Source organism: Modicisalibacter coralii, from assembly GCF_004117855.1.
GTDB classification, from domain to species: domain Bacteria; phylum Pseudomonadota; class Gammaproteobacteria; order Pseudomonadales; family Halomonadaceae; genus Modicisalibacter; species Modicisalibacter coralii.
In genome coordinates this window covers 59619-78016 of record NZ_QWBW01000011.1, presented here as the reverse complement: position 1 = coordinate 78016, position 18398 = coordinate 59619, and the positions used below count along the sequence as shown (strand labels likewise).

Here is an 18398-nt window from a genome sequence, read left to right as displayed (position 1 = left end):
TGGCTCATGGCGTCGGCCGAACACGATCGGCGATGGCATCGGTGACGAAATTGACGGCGATGGCGAGGGTGGCAATCACGGCGGCGGGAAACAGCGGTGCCAGCACCCCGAAGGAGATGGCCGGGGCATTCTCGCGCACCATGGAGCCGAGATCGGCGGTGGGTGGCTGAACGCCCAGACCGAGGAAGCTCAGCGAGGCGATGAACAGGAAAATGAAACAGAAGCGCAGGCCGAACTCGGTGATCAGCGGCCGTACCACATTGGGCAGCACTTCCCGGGTCATCAGCCACAGCTTGTTTTCGCCGCGCAGCTTGGCGGTTTCGAAGAACTCCAGGGTGGTGACGTTCATGCCGACCAGCCGCGCGAGCCGGTAGACGCGGGTGCCATCGACGACGGCGATGACGCCGATCAGTACGGGAATCGACGGCCCCATGGCGGTGATCACCAGCAGGGTCACGATCAGCGACGGCACGGCGATGATCAGATCGACGATGCGCGAGGCGATCATGTCGAACTTGCCGCGCACGATGGCGGCCCAGAAGCCGAAGACGATCCCCAGCACGAAGCAGGCGAAGGTCGCTGTCAGGGCCACGAACATGGTGTTGCGCGTGCCGTAGAGCAAGCGGGTGAGCATGTCCCGGCCGAGTTGGTCGGTACCCAGGATCTGCCCGGCGTGTTCGGAGGTGTCCTGCCAGAACGCCCCCGACCAGGCACCACCGACGATGGCGTCGGGCGAGAACGGCGAGACCAGACCGGCGGCCAGCGCCGCGGCCAGCCAGAGCACGACCGCCGCGATGAGCAGCCAGCGCAATGCAGTGAAGATTCGGGAAGGTAGGGTCATCAGCGTGGGAACCTGAGTCGGGGATTGAAGGCGATGGCCAGCACGTCGGCCACCGTATTCAGGAACAGGTAGAGCGCGGCGAAGATCAGGCAGGCCGCCTGTACCAGCGGCAGGTCGCGCTTGGCGACGCTGTCGATCAGAACCTGGCCCAGGCCGGGATAGACGAAGATCACCTCGACCACCACCACGCCCACGATCAGATAGGCCAGATTGAGCACGATGGAGTTGATGATCGGGGCCATGGCATTGGGCAGCGCGTGTCTCAGCACCCGCCTGCGCATCGGGATGCCCTTCATTTCGGCCATCGCCATGTAGGGGCTGTCCAGCACGTCGATCAGCGCCGCGCGGATGGTGCGCATCATGTGCGCGATGACACAAAACGAGAGTGTCAGCGCCGGCAGGATCAGCACATCGATCCGGTCCATGAATCCGGCACCCTGAGGCAGCGTCGCGATGGGCGGAAAGATCGGAAAGTAGATGGCGAACAGCGCCACCAGCGAATAGGCGACGAAGAACTCCGGTACCGAGATCGCGCCCAGGGTGAGCAGCGACGCGATGCGGTCGAACTTGCTGTCGCGCCACAGGGCCGCGCCGATGCCCAGCAGCAGCGAGATCGGCACGGCGATGCTGGCTGCCATGCCGGCCAGGAACAGGGTGTTGTAGAGGCGGGTGGAAATGGTCTCCGAGACGGGTTCGCGGGTGGCGAGGGAAACCCCGAAGTCCCCGTGCAGGACGCCGCCTGCCCAGTCAAGGAAGCGAATGATGGCCGGCTGGTCGAGCCCGAGCTTGGCGCGCATGGCATCCAGGGCTTCGTTGGATGCCGCGTTGCCGAGCATGGCGCGGGCGATATCGCCCGGGAGCAGGTCCACGGCCAGGAAGATGACTACCGAGATGACCGCCAGCATGGCGATCCCGATCAGCAGCCGCTGAAGGATGGTCTTGGTCAGAATGCTCACGACAGGTCCACGCAGTTGGGGGGCGCGACGCGCGAGACGTCACGCCCGTCATCACTTGAAAATCAGTGCCAGAACCACCAGCGTTCGGTGGCTCGGAAGCCGTCCAGATCGCGGTTGGTGGCGATCTTCTTCGGCGTGGCGACCTTGCTGCTGGTAGCGTCGGTGATGTTCGCGAACGCAAAGATGTTGTTCGAACCGCGGGTATGGATGATTTCCTGCATGTCGTAATACATCTGGCGGCGCTTGGCTTCGTCGGTCTCCTGGCGCGCCGCGGAAACCAGTTGATCCAGTTGCGGATCCCGCATGCCGGTTTCGTTCCAGCCGGCTTCTGCCGCCGCACTGGTGTAGGCACCGCCGATCATGATTCCTTCGGTCGGCCGCCCCGACCAGCGCGCGGTACATAGCGGCACCCGGGTCCAGACCTTGTCCCAGTAACCGTCGTCCGGCACGCGCTTGATGTTGATGTCGATGCCCGCGTCCTTGGCGTACTGCTTGAACAGGACTGCCGCATCCGTGGCCCCGGAAAAGGGCACCTCGCAGACGTTGAGGTCGACGCTGAGGTTGCTCATTCCCGCTTTCTTGAGCAGCGATCTTGCCCTGTCCGGATCGTACTCGCGCTGGGGAATGTCGGGATTGAAGTAGGGGTATGCCGACGAGATCGGCTGGTCGTTAGCGACCGTGCCATAGCCCTTGAGAATCCGCTGGACCATGTCCTTGCGGTCGATGGCATAGCGCATCGCGTCGACCACGTCCGGGTTCTTGAACGGGGCCATCGTCTGCATCATCGGGAAGCAGTAGTGCGCCTTGGAGGGCAACGAGATGATCCGCACCGAGGAGCTGCGCTTGAGCAGTTCCACCGTCTTGAGGTCGACCTGATTGTAGGTGTTGATGTTGCCACCGATCAGCGCCGACGTGCGTGCCGACGGATCGGCGATGGCGACCAGTTCGACGCTGTCGAAGTGGCCGCGCCCTTCTTTCCAGTAGTTGGGGTTGCGCTTGAACGACGCACCGATGGCCGGCCTGAAGCTTTCCAGAATATAGGGGCCGGTCCCGTTACCGTCGTTGGGGTCGCGAGTGCCGTCGGCGATGATGGCGGACATCGGGATCGAGAGAATGGCCGGGATATCCACGTTACCGCTGGACAGCGTAATGGTGACTTCATCCGGCCCGGTGGCCTCGAATGACTCCACGTCGCCGAGGAAGGGCTTGATGCCCGAGGTGGATCCCGCTTCCAGATGGCGCTTCAGCGTGAAGACGACATCCTCGGGGCCGAACGTCTTGCCGTTGTGGAAGGTGACGCCCTGGCGAAGCTTGAAGGTCCAGACCTTGGCGGCCGGGTCACTGTCCCAGCTGGTCGCGAGCTCCGGGATCAGCTTGCCGTCGCCGTCCACCTCCACGAGGCAGTTGCGCGTGGTCATCTGCGCGACGTTGAAGAACTTGGTGTCGTTGGTGGTCACATCCATGGTGTCGGTGGCCGAGAAATCGCCAATGCCGACGCGAAAGTGACCGCCCGGTTTCGGCTTCCAGGACTCGGCCCACGTCTGTCCCGGCCCCACAATCAGGCCGGCACCCAGCGTCGCGGAACCGGCGAGGAACCCCCGGCGAGTCAGTTCGAAGGGTTTTTGCATCTTGTCGTTTCTCCCGACACCGCCGTCGCCGGTGGTGTCTGTGCAGTCATTGTTCTTGGTTTGTCGCCGTGCCCATCTGCCAGGGGCATGGCGGTCTTTTACCGTGGAGCACTGCAATGGGTCAGTCAGGGCCTGACACCGCCACCACTGGAATCCACTAAACCGAAAGTCGTAGCCAAGTTAAATAATGATTATCCACACCCCTGATTAACAAAAACCTAACCAGTCCAGATTCAGGTAAAGCTAAAGCTTCGCAAGCGCGTCAATGGCCTGCCCCACCGCCCGTCGTGATAGCCCTTCTCGAGAAACTCAATGCAACCCTCATGCCATGCGTGGCATCGCTGAGATCGGCATCGGCCCCGCCTCGGACTGCTGCGCAAACTGGCCTGAGCGGACCGAGGGCCGCTGAATCAAAAAAACTGAACCCAAAGAACGGATAACAATATTTTAATGATCCAGCCGGCCTATCTACCATGAGAACCACGCGACTCGCCTCGCGTTGCCAATAACAATATCGGAGGTTGAGATGATCCCTTCTCCGGCGTGCGCGACAGCGCAGAGATGCCCAGGGCCGAGCAGCGATTCGGCGCCATGGCCTGATGCCATGCACCCAAACGGTGCCGGCCCGGCGACCGGTTACACCTTCCGGCGCAAGAGCCCGGCCGTCAGCGTCGTGCCCTGCCCCACCGCCGAGCCGGCCCCGCCCCATCGCGTCATCCCTTTCGACGACGGCAGCCGAGACGTCCCCGCGGGGTTTCACTCACGTGTTGACGCTCGACAGCGCCATCCCGCGCCAGTCTCCCGCGGGGCGTCGTAGCGACGGGCCCGGCCCAGCGCGTTACCCGCCGATTGCGCGATCTCTCAAGGACATGAAGATGATGAATGACATAACGAAGACCGACACGCTGATCGTCGGTGGGGGCCAGGCCGGCATCGCCATGAGCGAGCACCTGACCCGCCATGGCGTGCCGCACCTAGTGCTGGAACGCGACCGCATCGCCGAGCGCTGGCGCACGGCGCGCTGGGACTCGCTGGTCGCCAACGGGCCGGCGTGGCATGACCGTTTCCCGGGCATGGAATTCCCGGACATGGCGCCGGACGGCTTCGTGCCGAAAGAGCAGGTGGCAGCGTATTTCGAAGCCTATGCACGGAAATTCGAGGTTCCCGTGCGTACCGGCGTCGAGGTCACCCGTGTGACGGCGAATCGGGGCCGCCCCGGCTTCACGGTGGAGACCTCGCGGGGCAGGATCGAGGCGCAGCGCGTCGTCGCCGCGACAGGGGCCTTCCAGACGCCGGTCATTCCGGCGATCGCCCCGCAGGACCCGCGCTTTACCCAGTTGCACACGGCCGATTACCGCAACCCCGAGCAACTGCCCGAGGGCGCCGTGCTGGTCGTCGGCGCCGGGTCCTCCGGCACTCAGGTCGCCGCCGAACTCAACCGCGCGGGGCGTCGAGTCTATCTCTCCGTCGGCCCCCACCACCGCCCGCCGCGAACCTATCGCGGCCGCGATTTCTGCTGGTGGCTCGGCGTACTCGGCGAGTGGGACAACGAGGTTCGCCAGCCGGGCTCGGAACACGTCACCATCGCGGTGACCGGCGCTCGCGGGGGCTACACCATCGATTTTCGGCGGCTCGCTCACGAGGGGGTGACGCTGGTCGGACGTACCGACGCCTTCGAGGCGGGTGTGGCACGCTTCGCGCCGGACCTGCGCGCCAACCTGGATGCCGGCGACGCCAATTACCTGGCCCTGCTCGATGGCGCCGACGCCTATGTCGAGCGCAATGGCCTCGATCTGCCGCCGGAGCCGGAGGCGCGTGTCATCCCGTCGGACCCGGACTGCGTGACGCAGCCACTCGCCGAACTCGATCTGGCCGAAGCCGGGATCAGCACCATCATCTGGGCCACGGGCTTCTCGCAGGATTACGGCTGGCTCGAGGTCGATGCGTTCGATAGCGACGGCAGGCCCGACCACCAGCGCGGCGTCTCCAGCGAGCCCGGCGTCTATTTCCTGGGGCTGCCGTGGCTCTCCCGCCGTGGCTCGAGCTTCATCTGGGGTGTCTGGCACGATGCCAAGCACATCGCCGATCATATCGCCAAGATGCGCGGTTATCTCGCCCACTACGACGCGGCCGAACTCGCACAATCGGCACCGGCGGACGACGAGACGATCCCGCACGCCGCGCCACGTCCTCAGAGGGCCAGCTGATGCCGACGCATACGCGTATTCGCATGTTCAACACCCAGGAAACCTACCCCAACCAGACGCTGGACAATGACCTGTGCCAGGCGGTGCGCGCCGGCAACACCGTCTATGTCCGCGGCCAGGTGGGCACGGATTTCGACGGCAATCTGGTCGGCCTGGGCGACCCGCGCGCCCAGGCCGAGCAGGCGATGGCGAACGTCAAGCAACTGCTCGAGGAAGCGGGCAGCGATCTGTCGCATATCGTCAAGACCACCACCTACATCACCGATCCGCGCTTTCGCGAACCGGTCTACCGGGAAGTCGGCAAATGGCTGCGCGGGGTGTTCCCGATCTCGACCGGACTGGTCGTCGCCGGTCTGGCGCAGCCGGAGTGGCTGATGGAAATCGACGTGATCGCGGTGATTCCCGAGGAGGACGCATGACCTTTTCGATCGCGGCGCGTTGCGCCGAAACCGGCGAGACCGGCTGCGCGGTCAGCTCGTCGAGCATCTGTGTCGCGGCGCGCTGTGCCTTTGCCGGCCCCAATGGCGCGGTACTGACCCAGAATGTCACCAATCCGGCACTGGGCCCCAAGGGGCTCGAGCTGATGGCGGGCGGACATTCCCCGCAGGAGACGCTACAGCAACTGCTGGCGGGCGAAGCGGCCCCCGAATACCGGCAGCTGTTGCTGATCGACGGCCAGGGCCGCACCGCGGTCTACGATGGCGACAATGCGCTTGGCGTGGTCGGTCGTGCCGATGGCGTGGATTGCGTTGCGGCGGGCAACCTGCTCGCCGATGCCAAGGTGCCGCAGGCCATGGTCGAGGCATTCGAGCAGAGTGAAGGGCCGCTGGCGGAGCGACTGCTGGTCGCGATGGAGGCGGGGCTGGCTGCCGGCGGCGAAGCCGGGCCGGTCTACTCGGCGGGGCTCGTCGTCGCCCGTCCCGACGAACCGTGGCCGGTGATCAACCTTCGCATCGACTGGGCAGAGGCCCCCATCGCCGGTCTCCGCGAGCTGTGGTCGCGTTATGCCCCGCAGCTCGAGGACTACGTGGCGCGAGCCAGAAAGCCCGACGCGGCGCCCAGCTACGGCGTGCCGGGAGATCAGTAACGCGGCGTGACCCGCCGCGCGGACCGATTGCAACAAGTGAATTCTCAACAACAAGGTAATGACACCATGCTTGACGCAGCCCAGATCGAACAGTTCCACCGAGATGGCTATCTCGTCGTCGAAAACGTGCTCGATGCCAGCGAGCTGAACGCCCTGAACGAGGCATTCAATCACTGGGTCGACGAAAGCCGCGAGCAGACCGCCGCCTACGGCGAGACCCTGGATCACCGGGCCCGCTTCGACGTCGGCGGCGACCACAGTGCCGAGCACCCTTCGCTGCGCCGCGTCGCCTCGCCGACCGAGATCTCGCCGGCGTATCTCCAGGTGGCGGCCGACTCCCGCATGACCGACATGGTGCATGAGCTGATCGGTGCCGCCGGCGTGCGCCTGCATCACAGCAAGGTCAATTCCAAGCTGCCCAGCACGGAAACCCAGGTGAAATGGCATCAGGATTTTCTGTTCACGCCGCACAGCAACGACGACCTGGTGACGGCGCTGCTGATGGTCGGCGAAGTGACCGCCGAGAACGGCCCGCTGCAGGTCATCCCCGGTAGCCACAAGCAGCCGCTCTATTCGCACTGGCAGGGGGGACGTTTCACCGGCAGCGTGGATGACGAGGTCGTCGAGCGCGAGTGCCAGTCGCCGGTCGAGTGCATCGGCCCGGCGGGCTCGGTGTGCTTCATGCATACACGGTTGCTGCACGCCTCCGCACCGAATGCCTCGAACCTGCCGCGGACCCTCTTCATCACCGTGTACGCCGCCGAGGATGCCCTTCCCTACGGCGACAATCCGCTGCCGAGCCAGCATCAGGGCATGCTGCTGCGTGGCGAGGAGACCGGCACGGTACGCACCACGGCCAACGTGCTGCGGCTGCCCCAGAAGCCGAAGGGGGCGTCGTTCTTCGTTCAGCAATCGGGGCTGGATGCGGCGAGCTGAGGCGATCGGCCCGGCGGCCGATGCGAAGGCGGCGAGATAGCGACTGCGTGTCGAGGGCTGGAACCTGCCGTGGCTGGACGCTGTCACGGGTCCAGCGCATGATGCCTCGGCGATAGCTCGTATCAAGGAATTTCCATGCTTCATGCCACGCTAAAGCAGTTGCGTTATTTCGTCATCGCCGGCGAGTTGGGGAGCGTGACGCGCGCGGCCCAGAAGATCAACGTGTCTCCACCGTCGATCTCTGCCGCCATCGCACAGCTCGAGGATATGGCGGGTGTCCAGCTCTTCGTGCGCCACCATGCCCAGGGCCTGTCGCTGACCCGAGGGGGCGAGCTGCTGTTGACCCGGGCGCGCTCCCTGCTGCACGACGCCGAGGGGCTCATGCAATTCGCCGTGTCGCTGGGGCAGGACGTGGCCGGGCCATTGAGCATGGTCGCCTTCCCGACCTTCGCTCCCATTTTCATGCCCCGGCTCATGCAGGAGTTTCTGAAAGCCTACCCGCGGGTCGAGCCACAGTGCGACGAAGGCCATCAGATGGACATCATCGAGGGGCTGCGCAGCGGACGCTACGAGCTCGGGATCGTCTACGACATGCAGGTCCCCGACGATATCGAGTTCCAGGCGCTATGCCGTTTCCCGCCCTATGCCGCCGTCGCGCCGGATCATCCGCTGGCCGCGCACGAGCGTGTGTCCATCGAGACGTTGAGCGACTACCCCATGGTGCTGCTCGATTGGCCGATGAGCCGGGACTACTTCCTTTCGCTGTTCGTCGACGCGCCGCGTCAGCCAAAGATCGCCCACCGCGCGACATCGATCGGCATGGTCAGGGGGCTCGTCGCCAATGGCTTTGGCTTCACGCTGCTGAACGTGCCTCCCGGCCGCCACCTGGCGCTGGACGGCAAGGCATTCCGAGCCATCCCGCTGGAGGGCGAGGTGCGGGCGCTGACGGTCGGAATCGCCACCTTGAAAGGCATTCGCCTAAGCCCCGTCGCCCAGGCAATGCAGGATTTTCTGAAGGAAAGCGAGTTGGTAGACCTCATGAGCGACAGCGACAAGCCCCCGAAAGAGACCGACGGCTAAACACAGGATCACACCTTCAAGAAACGCCATGAACAAGAAAGGGTTCTGTCAGGGGATATCGAACCCGATCACTCATCAGCCGGCTTCACATTACAATCACCAACAGGAAGACCTATCATGACCGAATCGACACACCCCGACGAATGGCAGTTGCGCGTGGACATGGCCGCCCTGTTCCGTATCGTCGCCAAGCAGGGTTTGCATGAAGCGGTGGCCAACCACTTCAGCGCAGCGGTTTCCGCCGACGGTCGGCGCTTTCTGATGAACCCGAAGTGGAAGCATTTCTCCACCATTCGGGCAAGCGACCTGGTGCTGTTCGATCTCGACGGCGAAGCGCCGGATCTGAACAAGGTCGTCGATCCCACGGCCTGGTCGATCCACGGCCAGATGCATCGATTGATGCCGCAGGCCCGCGTCGTGCTGCACCTTCATCCCCCTTATGCCACCACCATCGCCACGCTGAAAGACCCCCGGGTGCTGCCGATCGACCAGAACACCGGGCGATACTTCAACCGCGTCGCGATCGACGATGGCTTCAGCGGCATGGCCAACAGCGAAGCCGAAGGCGAACGCCTCGCCGGACTGCTGGGCGACAAGACCCGCCTGATGATGGGCAATCACGGCGTCATGGTCGCGGCCGAGACCGTCGGCGAAGCATTCGACGACATGTACACCCTCGAGCGCGCCTGCCGCACGCTGGTGCAAGCCTACGCGACCGGCCAGCCGCTGAACGTGCTGCCCGATGAAGTCGCCGAAGCGACGGCGCGCGACTGGGAGTCTATTCGGGACTTTTCGATCGCCCATTTCGAAGAAATGAAGGCGATTCTCCATGCCGAAGACCCCACCTTTGCGGACTGAGAAGATCGATCGCCATTTGCAATCGACTTCTTTCAAGGGGTAACTCCCCTTCCCAACGCATCGAGGTGACACGGCTTTTGCTCGTCGTGCCGCCCGAACAGGCGGCCCAAAACGACACACGGCGCCTCCCGAAGGAAGGCGCCGTGTGGTTGAGACGCTGGTAAAGATAGCGCCAGACCTGGACGACTATCTGGTCACCTACAACATGAAACGGCCGCATCAAGGCCGCAACATGAAGGGGGCGACACCCTATGCCGTCTTCAAGAAAGGACTCCCCAAGGGAACGAAGAAGGAGCCCAGGAAAACGGCAGAAAACACTGCTTAACTATAAGGAGCCCACGGGGGCATGTGTCAGGCGAATACCATCACTGTACACTTAACCTCCGATCAAGTCATCAACAAGAACATCTGACACATATTCACTACCCGAATTTCGCAGACGTAACAATATTGTCTCGGTCATCTCTGACGGAGACCTCTGGAAAGACTCCAGCAGATCTTTTTCATAGCCACCTGCATCTTCCATGCCATGCAATGCGGTCCAAAAAACACCTGCACCATCCTCATCTGGATAACGCTCAAAGAGCCTAAAAATTGCTGGATAGTAGACCTGCATATCAGCGGCTAAAAGGGCTCGCTGAAGCAACTCTTCAAGAGGTAACCAATTACCATCCTGCGGCTCGAATTCAGCGATTCGATTCGCCAGCTCTTTATCCATATCTTATAACCCAATGTCGCAGCACGTTCGATTTTAGTGCAAGTAAAGCTGCTCGTCGACAAGTTCGACTGGCGGACACCAGGTAATAGCCAATCTCGTCAACACTCACCTATAGCGCTAACGCTTGCAGCATGCACGGCTTTGTAGCAAAGGCGCAGCCTTAACGAAAAAGCCATCACCGCACCTGGCCTGGTTATATTGATTGCTGTATCACAAGGCCCACTGCCCGTCTCACATAACTGTATATTGCAGAGCAACTGCTTGATCTGGGACCTGCGACATTCAATACACTGACGTTGAATTCACGGGCGAACTCACCAAGGAGTTCTGCTGCCCGCACCGGTTTAATCAGTTCAATATCAATGAGCTTATACGGTTTTCCTTGCTTAATACAAAAAAGAACGGTTGCCTCCGTTCCCCCTTGAAGATAAGACTCGTAAAAAATGGCCGTGCCGTCTGAATCGATGACATTTTGCTTCGTCCGCTGGCGATATCCACCGCCGATTTCGGTCAAACCATAGGCATCATTGATTGGCCCATCTTCAGCCATCCGCCCGACAGGACAACTCCCGCCGATTGGAAAGCCCCATTCAAGGCCCGCATCGAGCGCCGCCCGGTCAGCGCCAGTTTGTCCACCACTTATGACCTTTGAAAGCACGACATATCCCTACCAAAATAATGCACAGCGAAGCGGCGGCCCGTCAGGGACGACCGACCTACGTAGCTTGTTAAAGCTTTTTCCATGCGTCCAGCCCTCTTCTGGTTAGAACTGTAACCCAGGGGTGGTACTCTGGATCGAACGCTACTCCGTAAGCCGGGCTCACTATGAATCCATACTTTTCAAAAGCCCCAGGATCGTTGGAGTTTATAAAATCAACCAACACAGTAAACGGAACGCTAATTTTGCCAAACTCTACCAACTCAGCCTCGATGGTTACCTCACTCAAGAAACCACTTTTCGCAAACCGAAAAATTCGCCGACCGTAATCAAATTCATACAAGCCCGACCGGTTTACGCTGTTGCTCACTGGAGCGCCAAGCAGCTGGATCAACTCATCCTGGTTCACACTCAGGGAAACATCATCAAGATTGAAAAATGGTTCGATTCTCATAGAGTTTTGACAGGTACTAGACAGTACGCTCTGATAGAAATTTAAACTGCACGCTGGTTGAGGTGTGACGGTATTTACCTGACAGTCGGCCGCTGAAAAGCAAAGTGGCCATAGTGCTCCCCGTGGGTTATAGAACGAGTGTCTGACGCTCGGCTGTAACACCATGAGGAAACGACTATGACCACCGAAGAAAAGGTAGCACGACGCAAGCTCAGTCTCCTAGAACTGGCCAAGGATCTGCAGAACGTCAGCAAGGCCTGCAAGGTCATGGGCTACTCCCGGCAGCAGTTCTATGAGATCCGTCGCAACTATCAGACGTTCGGCTCCGAGGGGCTTGTCGACAAGCTTCCCGGGCCGCGGGGACCACACCCCAACCGCGTCAGCGAAGAGATCGAAACGGCCATTCTCGAGCACAGCCTGGCCTTCCCCACCCACGGTCCGGTTCGCGTCGCTCAAGAACTGGCGCTACGTGGTATTCAGGTCAGCTCTACGGGAGTCCGAGGCGTCTGGGAACGCCATGACTTGCTGACCCGTCATGAGCGCCTGCTGCGGCTCGAGAAGGCCACACGCGAGCAGAAGATCGAGCTGACCGAAGATCAGGTTCGCCACTTGGAAGGCTTCAGCCCTGAGTTCCGCGAACGCCATATCGAGGTCCACCACACCGGTGAACTGGTGGCCGTCGACACCTTCTTCGTCGGCACGCTCAAGGGGGTCGGCAAGGTCTACCTGCAGTCCGTGATCGACTGCTTCAGCCGCTACGCCTGGGGGCGCCTCTACACCAGCAAACTGCCCATCACGGCAGTACATGTGCTCAACAACGACGTGCTGCCTTTCTTCGAGGCCCACAACGCCAAAGTCAGCACGGTGCTCAGCGACAACGGCCGAGAGTTCTGCGGCCGGAAGGATCAGCATCCGTATGAGCTGTTCCTTCAGCTCGAAGAGATCGAGCATCGCACCACCAAGGTTCGGCGACCGCAGAGCAACGGCTTCGTCGAGCGGCTGCACCGTACCCTTCTGGACGAGCACTTCCGCATCCAGGGGCGCACCAAGTGGTACGAGGCCCTGGAAGAGATGCAGCAGGACCTGGACGATTATCTGGTCATCTACAACACGCAACGGCCGCATCAGGGCCGCAACATGAAGGGGGCGACGCCCTATGCCGTCTTCAAGAAGGGACTCCCTAAGGCGACGAAGAAGGAGCCCAGGAAAACGGCAGAAAACACTGCTTAACTATAGGGAGCCCACGGGGGCATGTGTCAGGCGAATACCATCACTGTACACGCTGGTTAAAGTTTATTGTACTGCACGGTCAGTCCATTGATTTACCATGGCTACACTCCGAACCAGCCATATATTACTAACAAATTCTCCACCTTCTTTGCCGCTATACGGTCCTCGGACAGACTTGCGTCCTCTCCCACTCTCTCATGCCGCTTCCTTCGCGCTACCATCAGGCGAAGCACTGAATGCTCCACCGTCTGAGAGATTACATTGCATCGGCAACATCGAAACATACTTACAACCATCACCGTGTCAACCTGCGAAAAACCGAAAACGGAGTTAAGCGCATACAGAGGGCATAACCCATGCGTTAAACAAGACGTAAATTTGAACGCGCATCTATCCAATTTATGATCACATCACGTTCATCAGCACTGCGATAACAATGACTACCATAATTATGTAACCAATGATGTTGGAGCTAAAATCCTTGACGGTTGCAGCACAGTACGGACAAACAGACTTTTTCGGACTACCTCGATAAGTAATGATTCTAGGTACAATTTTTTTAGCACATTTTGGACAGTTAATCCTGTCATCGGAAGGGCGGCTATTTCTCTCAGGGGCTTTTTCGGTAATCGTAACGTTTATCGCTCTTGGGCCTTTACTGCCTGACCTTGATTCAAATTGAACCGAGTCTCCATTTGATGGCAAAACTGCTCCACTTACACCTTGAACATTGAAGTAATAATCTTTTCCGCATTCAGACGTAATGAAGCCATAACCTTTTTCAGAGCTAAACCATTTTACTGTGCCTTGCACGGTACTTCCTCACTTTTATTGCACACACGCCCTGCACAGCGGCAAGCGGTATCGAGTCCGGTGTCGACGCCGGAGCTATAAGTCCGTAAATCATCAACACAGATTGTCCCCCCGACCCGCATGGCCTTTCCTTGCTGGTGACCAAACCGGTAAGGGCCGCGCCATGCTGAGCCGAGAGGACTTTCTCATGATAAGGCAACTTCACCAGCGAGGCGCCCACCTCGTGGACATTGCGCATCAGATCGGCTGTTGCGAACGGACCGTGCGCCGCCATCTGGCCCGCGAGGAGGCACCTTCCGGGCGACCGGCCAGGCCGCGAGCGAGCAAGCTCGATCCCTACAAGCCGATCATTGATCAGTTGCTGGCCGACAACGTCTGGAACGCCGAAGTGATCTTCCAGTTGATTCGCGAGCAGGGTTACAGCGGCGGCGTCACGATCGTACGGATGTACATCCAGCCCAAGCGGGCGTTACGGCCCAGCAAGCGGACCGTACGCTTCGAGACCCAGCCCGGCTTCCAGCTTCAGCAMGACTGGGGTGAAATCGAGACGGTCGTCGCCGGCCAGCGCTGCAAGGTCTATTTTGCGGTCAACACGCTGGGCTACTCACGGCGCTTCCATGCCTGGGCGGCGTCCAGCCAGGATGCCGAGCACACCTATGAGGCACTGGTGCAGGCCTTCCGCCACTTCGGCGGCGTGCCGCGCACGGTGCTGGTCGACAACCAGAAGGCGGCGGTGCTGAAGCACGCCAGGGACCACCGGGTGATCTTCAATGCCGGCTTCCTGCAACTGGCCAACCACTACGGCTTCGCACCCAAGGCGTGCCGTCCACAGCGCCCGCGCACCAAGGGCAAGACCGAACGCATGGTGGGCTATGTAAAGCAGCACTTCTTCCAGCGCTACCGGCAGTTCGAGAGCTACGCCCACCTGAACCAGCTGCTCCTGCTGTGGCTGGATCGGGTGGCCGATCAGCGACCGCTGCGTCAGTTCCGCCAGACCCCGGTCGAGCGCTTTACTGCCGAGGTCGAGGCTCTCCAGGCGCTGCCGGCAATGGACTTCGACACCCGCTACCACGATCTGCGCCAGGTCGGCTGGGACGGCTACATCGAGGTTCGGGGTAACCGCTACAGCGTCCCCGAGAGTTACTGTGGCCAAGCGGTGGTGATCCGGCTGAGTCTGGACGATGAGCTGACCGTTTACTCGCCGGCCGGTGATGCCATCGCCCAACATCGCCTGCAAGCGCCACAGGCCGGGTGGCGTACCGTCCCGGAGCACCATGCCGCCCTGTGGCAGCAGACCCTGTCAGTGCAGCAGCGTGACCTGCGGGCCTACGAGGAGGTACTGTGATGGCTCTGGAACAGCTACTCAATCGCCTGAAGATGGAGCACCTGCAGGCCTCGCTCGACAGCCTCTGCGAGCACGCCAGCAAGCAGGACCTGAACTACCGCGAGTTCCTGGAACAGGCCTTGCTACAGGAATGGGGCGGGCGCCACCAGAAGGGACTGGAGTCRCGCCTGAAGCAGGCCCGCCTACCCTGGATCAAGACCCTGGAGCAGTTCGACTTCAGCTTCCAGCCCAGCATCGATCACAAGATCGTGCGCGAGCTGGCCGGCCTGGGCTTCGTCGAACGGGGCGAAAACGTGGTGCTGCTCGGGCCACCTGGCGTGGGAAAAACCCACCTCGCTGTCGCCTTGGCCGTCAAGGCCGCCGAAGCCGGCCACCGCGTACTGTTCATGACCCTGGATCGGCTGGTCGGCACGCTGATGCGCTCACGGCAAGAGAATCGCCTGGATCGGCAACTCCAGCAGTTGACCTACCCCAAGGTACTGGTGCTCGACGAGATGGGGTACCTCCCCATGACGCGCGAGGAGGCCAGCCTGTTCTTCCGCTTAATCAACCGGCGCTACGAGCGGGCCAGTACGATCCTCACCTCGAACAAGTCGTTCATGGACTGGGGCGAGATCTTTGGTGACCAGGTCATTGCCACGGCGATACTGGATCGACTGCTGCATCACTCGACCACCCTGAACATCAAAGGCGAAAGCTATCGACTGAAGGACAAACGACGAGCTGGCTTGGTGACCACACCTGCCACGAAGGAGGACGAGCCCTCACACGACCCTGAACCTGTTCCGATGAAAGAGCACTGATAAAAACCGGACAATCTGAAGTGATGAAATCCGGACAGACTTCAATGGCGTTGACACCGGTGACTGTATGAAGTATACTGCTACTACTTGACAACACGCTCGTCCACCCAGGCCTCAATATTTGAATTGCAGCAACTAATACGAAGCACGCCTTCTGCTGGATACCCCACTCGCAGATTAAGTCCATTGTTCCTTGATGGGTTCCTCGCCCGCTTGTTCATATACGCATGAAGAATATGCTCATCGCTCCAGCCAGAATGCTTTACGACAAGTGCTTGCAATGCAGCCTTCGCTGAGTCCGCAGACATTTGTGACCGTGGGATGTGCTCGTGATATATGTCTTGGAAAACTCCCTCTCTATAGCGCCTTACGTAAAAGCAAAGATGACATTCTTCTAGAGCCTCACACACCATAAATCCAGAGTACATGACCTTCTCGCTTGTTAACGCCGCCATCACCAGTGGAAAAACCAGAGGGGAGCAGAGGATTTGGCAACCGGCGCATGGCTTAGTTATGCTCTTTTCGGGCAACTATGAAATACATAATCGAACCCGTTTTCTTGCTGTAGTGAGCCGATATTAGTTTATTCCCCAAATCCCAACGGTCATGATCCGGATTAGGAAACGTAACATCAACTTCACCCTGCCCAATCTTCCATGTCCTTTCTGGATCAGCTTTATCGATAAGGTCTTCTCGCGAGTCCGAAAACCTGAGGCCCAACGGAACCTCACCTGGAAACCTCTCATGCTCATCCTTGCCTTGTGCATACAGGAAAATGGTTTGGCAATTTCTGAGATGTTTGGTCTTCCCACCCTGCGGACCATCATCTGGTTCAAATAAAAGATCTACACCATCGCTCTTTGATTCGACGTATTGGCGCCCATAGTCCGGGTCGCCAACCTTAAAAGACGGATGCTTTTCCAGGAATGAATGTACTTCTTGGGAGTCAATATTCTTTCCCAAAAGCTCGAAAAGCTCAGACGTATCCATTTAGCTCAGAAATCACTATAGCGAATAACGCTTGGACTAAGCCGCCGGTACAGAGCGCAGCAGAGTACCGGTCGGCTTGAGCCCCTTGTTAACTCAAGTTCTCGTGGAACAAAGAGTTTAGATCGTTCATGATTTTCCCGCCTTTATCGGGGCTCTCTGCAAAAGATTCCAACCGCTGAAGCTCAGACTCAATGAAATGGTTAAACTCGGTGATCGGCGGCGCCAGCTCCTTTTCCAAACTCCTCTTTTTTCTTTCGAGCAATTCTGAAGTCTGGGCATCTAGATCAGCTCTATCTATGACCATTTCCCGAAGTTTTTCAAATTCAATAGGCGCTGGCTGCCGATATCTTTCCAGCCACATAATTGAAAGCAGCGGCCTCAACACATAGAAATACTTCTTAATGGGAACCAGCTCCTCACGGAGATATCCTCTGTAATTCGTCTTCGCCATGCTGCGGTAGTGATATATTCCTTTTTCAATGGAGTACACCTTTGGAAGAAGATCCCGCGCTTCCTGGGCAAAACTGCCCCTCTCGATATAGACAATGGGTGACTGAAGCCATTCCACAAATGCAGGATTTGACTTAGAAAAGAGCTTCAGAGCTTTTCTGATGTCCCACCCATTGATGTCGATTTCGTCGACAATCGGATATTCAATAACATCTCTCTTGTCTTCCAGATCAACAGCCACATACCAGTCCTTGGGATGGGCATATATAAAGCGAACATCGTAGTCACTATTAGATGACTCGAACCCCAAGCTCGGCTACCTGATTCAACGGCAAAGAGTACTCGCACCCCATGTTCTTTTTCAGCCTTCTCGATCCTGGAAAGGATCTCATCTTTAACAACTTTTTTGATCATAAATACTTGGCCGCAAACTCTGAGTGCAACACCTGACTGAATCGGTAAGGAGTTGCACTCAGAATTTGCGGCCAAGTGCTAATTCTTGTTGTACCCGTGGTCGCTTCGTGTAAGCAGCGCTTTCTTCCAGAAGCACTCTCGATCAATCACTGACTGATCATCTGCTTTCATCGGGCGGAACTCCAAAAGCGTGAACACAAAGTTCTTCCGTGCGTACGCTTTCCCATGTTTTTTTATAATGGCCGTAAGCTCATCATTATGGCCATGTCCGTTCCCTATGTAGCACGACCAACGCGACCATATCCCTGTTATCCCATAGGCGGAACCCACGTACTTCTTTCCGTTGCTCTTATCCGCAATCAAGTATACGCCTTTCACGCTGGATAGCGCTGACCGCCAGTCCTTTCTATCCTGTGTAACTACTGTTTCAAGCTTCTCAAATGACAGACAAATATCCTCATACCCGGGAAACTCCTCTCCTGCATATGGTTCCTTCAGCAGCTCCGAGACAGTCATTTCTTGAAAATAGCGGTTCGGTGTAACCGCTTTGGCCCGCCCACTTCGCTTAAAACGAATTTTCAAACGCCCAACAAAATTGTCGTACTTCCTGTCCAGCACGACTTCATACCGGTCGGCGTAACGCGCAACAACCCGGAAGAGACCGCCAAAAAGCCAAGTATCTGCCTCAGGATAGAATTGAATCAGAGAGAATATGAATTTCTTGTTGAAATCGTCCCTATGGCCACGATACTCGTTCCATCCTTTCCACCGCTCTCTATCACTGACAAACACATCTAGCGGATGATTCCGACCATTCCAACTTGCTAGATGTATCTTGCAGTTGTCCAATTCGGGGCCGTCAATAAGATCGGACAGTTCTATGTCAACCACTAGTCTCCTCCGGTTGCATAACGCTGAGCTTAGCGGCGA

General features: G+C 59.0%; 18 protein-coding genes and 1 pseudogene. 10 read left to right on the top strand and 9 right to left on the bottom strand.

Annotation, left to right across the window (positions count from 1 at the left end; genetic code table 11):
• Positions 1 to 4: 4 nt before the first annotated feature.
• The 3 genes from D0901_RS07090 to D0901_RS07080 all read right to left on the bottom strand — a co-directional run bounded on the left by D0901_RS07090 (position 5) and on the right by D0901_RS07080 (position 3425).
• Positions 5 to 841: an ABC transporter permease gene (locus D0901_RS07090; protein WP_129139603.1), complete on the bottom strand. Its 837-nt coding sequence runs from the start codon at positions 839 to 841 to the stop codon at positions 5 to 7.
• The gene (locus tag D0901_RS07085; RefSeq protein WP_129139602.1) at positions 841 to 1797 is read right to left on the bottom strand and encodes an ABC transporter permease; all 957 of its coding nucleotides are present in this window, start codon (positions 1795 to 1797) and stop codon (positions 841 to 843) included. The genes D0901_RS07090 and D0901_RS07085 overlap by 1 nt, the downstream gene beginning before the upstream one ends.
• A gap of 62 nt (positions 1798 to 1859) precedes the next feature.
• The gene (locus tag D0901_RS07080; protein ID WP_129139658.1) at positions 1860 to 3425 is read right to left on the bottom strand and encodes an ABC transporter substrate-binding protein; all 1566 of its coding nucleotides are present in this window, start codon (positions 3423 to 3425) and stop codon (positions 1860 to 1862) included.
• A gap of 878 nt (positions 3426 to 4303) precedes the next feature.
• Between D0901_RS07080 and D0901_RS07075 the strand changes: the two genes are divergently transcribed.
• From D0901_RS07075 to D0901_RS07045, 7 genes are all read left to right on the top strand, one after another.
• Positions 4304 to 5632 carry a flavin-containing monooxygenase gene (locus D0901_RS07075; protein WP_233440375.1) on the top strand — a complete coding sequence of 443 codons (1329 nt, stop codon included), beginning with the start codon at positions 4304 to 4306 and terminating at the stop codon, positions 5630 to 5632.
• Positions 5632 to 6051: a RidA family protein gene (locus tag D0901_RS07070; protein WP_129139600.1), complete on the top strand. Its 420-nt coding sequence runs from the start codon at positions 5632 to 5634 to the stop codon at positions 6049 to 6051. The genes D0901_RS07075 and D0901_RS07070 overlap by 1 nt, the downstream gene beginning before the upstream one ends.
• Positions 6048 to 6719 carry a DUF1028 domain-containing protein gene (locus D0901_RS07065; protein WP_129139599.1) on the top strand — a complete coding sequence of 224 codons (672 nt, stop codon included), beginning with the start codon at positions 6048 to 6050 and terminating at the stop codon, positions 6717 to 6719. Before D0901_RS07070 ends, D0901_RS07065 begins: the two co-directional genes overlap by 4 nt.
• Positions 6720 to 6785: 66 nt before the next feature.
• Positions 6786 to 7655 (top strand): phytanoyl-CoA dioxygenase family protein, encoded by an 870-nt coding sequence (locus D0901_RS07060; protein ID WP_129139598.1) that lies wholly within the window; start codon positions 6786 to 6788, stop codon positions 7653 to 7655.
• A 135-nt stretch (positions 7656 to 7790) separates the two neighbouring features.
• Positions 7791 to 8735 carry a LysR family transcriptional regulator gene (locus D0901_RS07055; RefSeq protein ID WP_129139597.1) on the top strand — a complete coding sequence of 315 codons (945 nt, stop codon included), beginning with the start codon at positions 7791 to 7793 and terminating at the stop codon, positions 8733 to 8735.
• 117 nt (positions 8736 to 8852) lie between these two features.
• A complete protein-coding gene (locus tag D0901_RS07050) occupies positions 8853 to 9593 on the top strand; it encodes a class II aldolase and adducin N-terminal domain-containing protein (RefSeq protein ID WP_129139596.1) in 741 nt (246 codons plus the stop codon).
• Between the two features lie 145 nt (positions 9594 to 9738).
• Positions 9739 to 9918 (top strand): hypothetical protein, encoded by a 180-nt coding sequence (locus D0901_RS07045; protein ID WP_203234814.1) that lies wholly within the window; start codon positions 9739 to 9741, stop codon positions 9916 to 9918.
• Between the two features lie 51 nt (positions 9919 to 9969).
• Here the strand turns inward: D0901_RS07045 and D0901_RS07040 are convergent, their stop codons facing one another.
• Together D0901_RS07040 and D0901_RS07035 are read right to left on the bottom strand one after the other, a co-directional pair.
• Positions 9970 to 10311 (bottom strand): hypothetical protein, encoded by a 342-nt coding sequence (locus tag D0901_RS07040; RefSeq protein ID WP_129139595.1) that lies wholly within the window; start codon positions 10309 to 10311, stop codon positions 9970 to 9972.
• A 193-nt stretch (positions 10312 to 10504) separates the two neighbouring features.
• Positions 10505 to 10969 carry a putative molybdenum carrier protein gene (locus D0901_RS07035; RefSeq protein WP_129139594.1) on the bottom strand — a complete coding sequence of 155 codons (465 nt, stop codon included), beginning with the start codon at positions 10967 to 10969 and terminating at the stop codon, positions 10505 to 10507.
• 631 nt (positions 10970 to 11600) lie between these two features.
• Between D0901_RS07035 and D0901_RS07025 the strand changes: the two genes are divergently transcribed.
• Complete coding sequence (locus D0901_RS07025; protein ID WP_129139592.1) at positions 11601 to 12653, top strand: IS481 family transposase; 1053 nt, start codon at positions 11601 to 11603, stop codon at positions 12651 to 12653.
• A 405-nt stretch (positions 12654 to 13058) separates the two neighbouring features.
• Here the strand turns inward: D0901_RS07025 and D0901_RS07020 are convergent, their stop codons facing one another.
• Entirely contained in the window at positions 13059 to 13466 is a 408-nt protein-coding gene (locus D0901_RS07020; protein WP_129139591.1) for a cold shock domain-containing protein, read from the bottom strand.
• 163 nt (positions 13467 to 13629) lie between these two features.
• Between D0901_RS07020 and istA the strand changes: the two genes are divergently transcribed.
• Together istA and istB are read left to right on the top strand one after the other, a co-directional pair.
• Positions 13630 to 14811, top strand: a complete 1182-nt coding sequence (gene istA, locus D0901_RS07015; protein WP_129139590.1) for an IS21 family transposase — start codon at positions 13630 to 13632, stop codon at positions 14809 to 14811.
• Positions 14808 to 15614, top strand: a complete 807-nt coding sequence (istB, locus tag D0901_RS07010; protein ID WP_129139589.1) for an IS21-like element helper ATPase IstB — start codon at positions 14808 to 14810, stop codon at positions 15612 to 15614. Before istA ends, istB begins: the two co-directional genes overlap by 4 nt.
• 507 nt (positions 15615 to 16121) lie before the next feature.
• Here istB and D0901_RS07005 read toward each other — a convergent pair.
• The 3 genes and pseudogenes from D0901_RS07005 to D0901_RS06995 all read right to left on the bottom strand — a co-directional run bounded on the left by D0901_RS07005 (position 16122) and on the right by D0901_RS06995 (position 18359).
• Positions 16122 to 16604: a hypothetical protein gene (locus D0901_RS07005; protein ID WP_129139588.1), complete on the bottom strand. Its 483-nt coding sequence runs from the start codon at positions 16602 to 16604 to the stop codon at positions 16122 to 16124.
• 88 nt (positions 16605 to 16692) lie between these two features.
• Positions 16693 to 17468 (bottom strand): annotated as a pseudogene (locus tag D0901_RS07000) (nucleotidyltransferase domain-containing protein).
• 78 nt (positions 17469 to 17546) lie between these two features.
• Complete coding sequence (locus D0901_RS06995) at positions 17547 to 18359, bottom strand: GIY-YIG nuclease family protein (RefSeq protein ID WP_129139587.1); 813 nt, start codon at positions 18357 to 18359, stop codon at positions 17547 to 17549.
• Positions 18360 to 18398 lie beyond the last annotated feature (39 nt).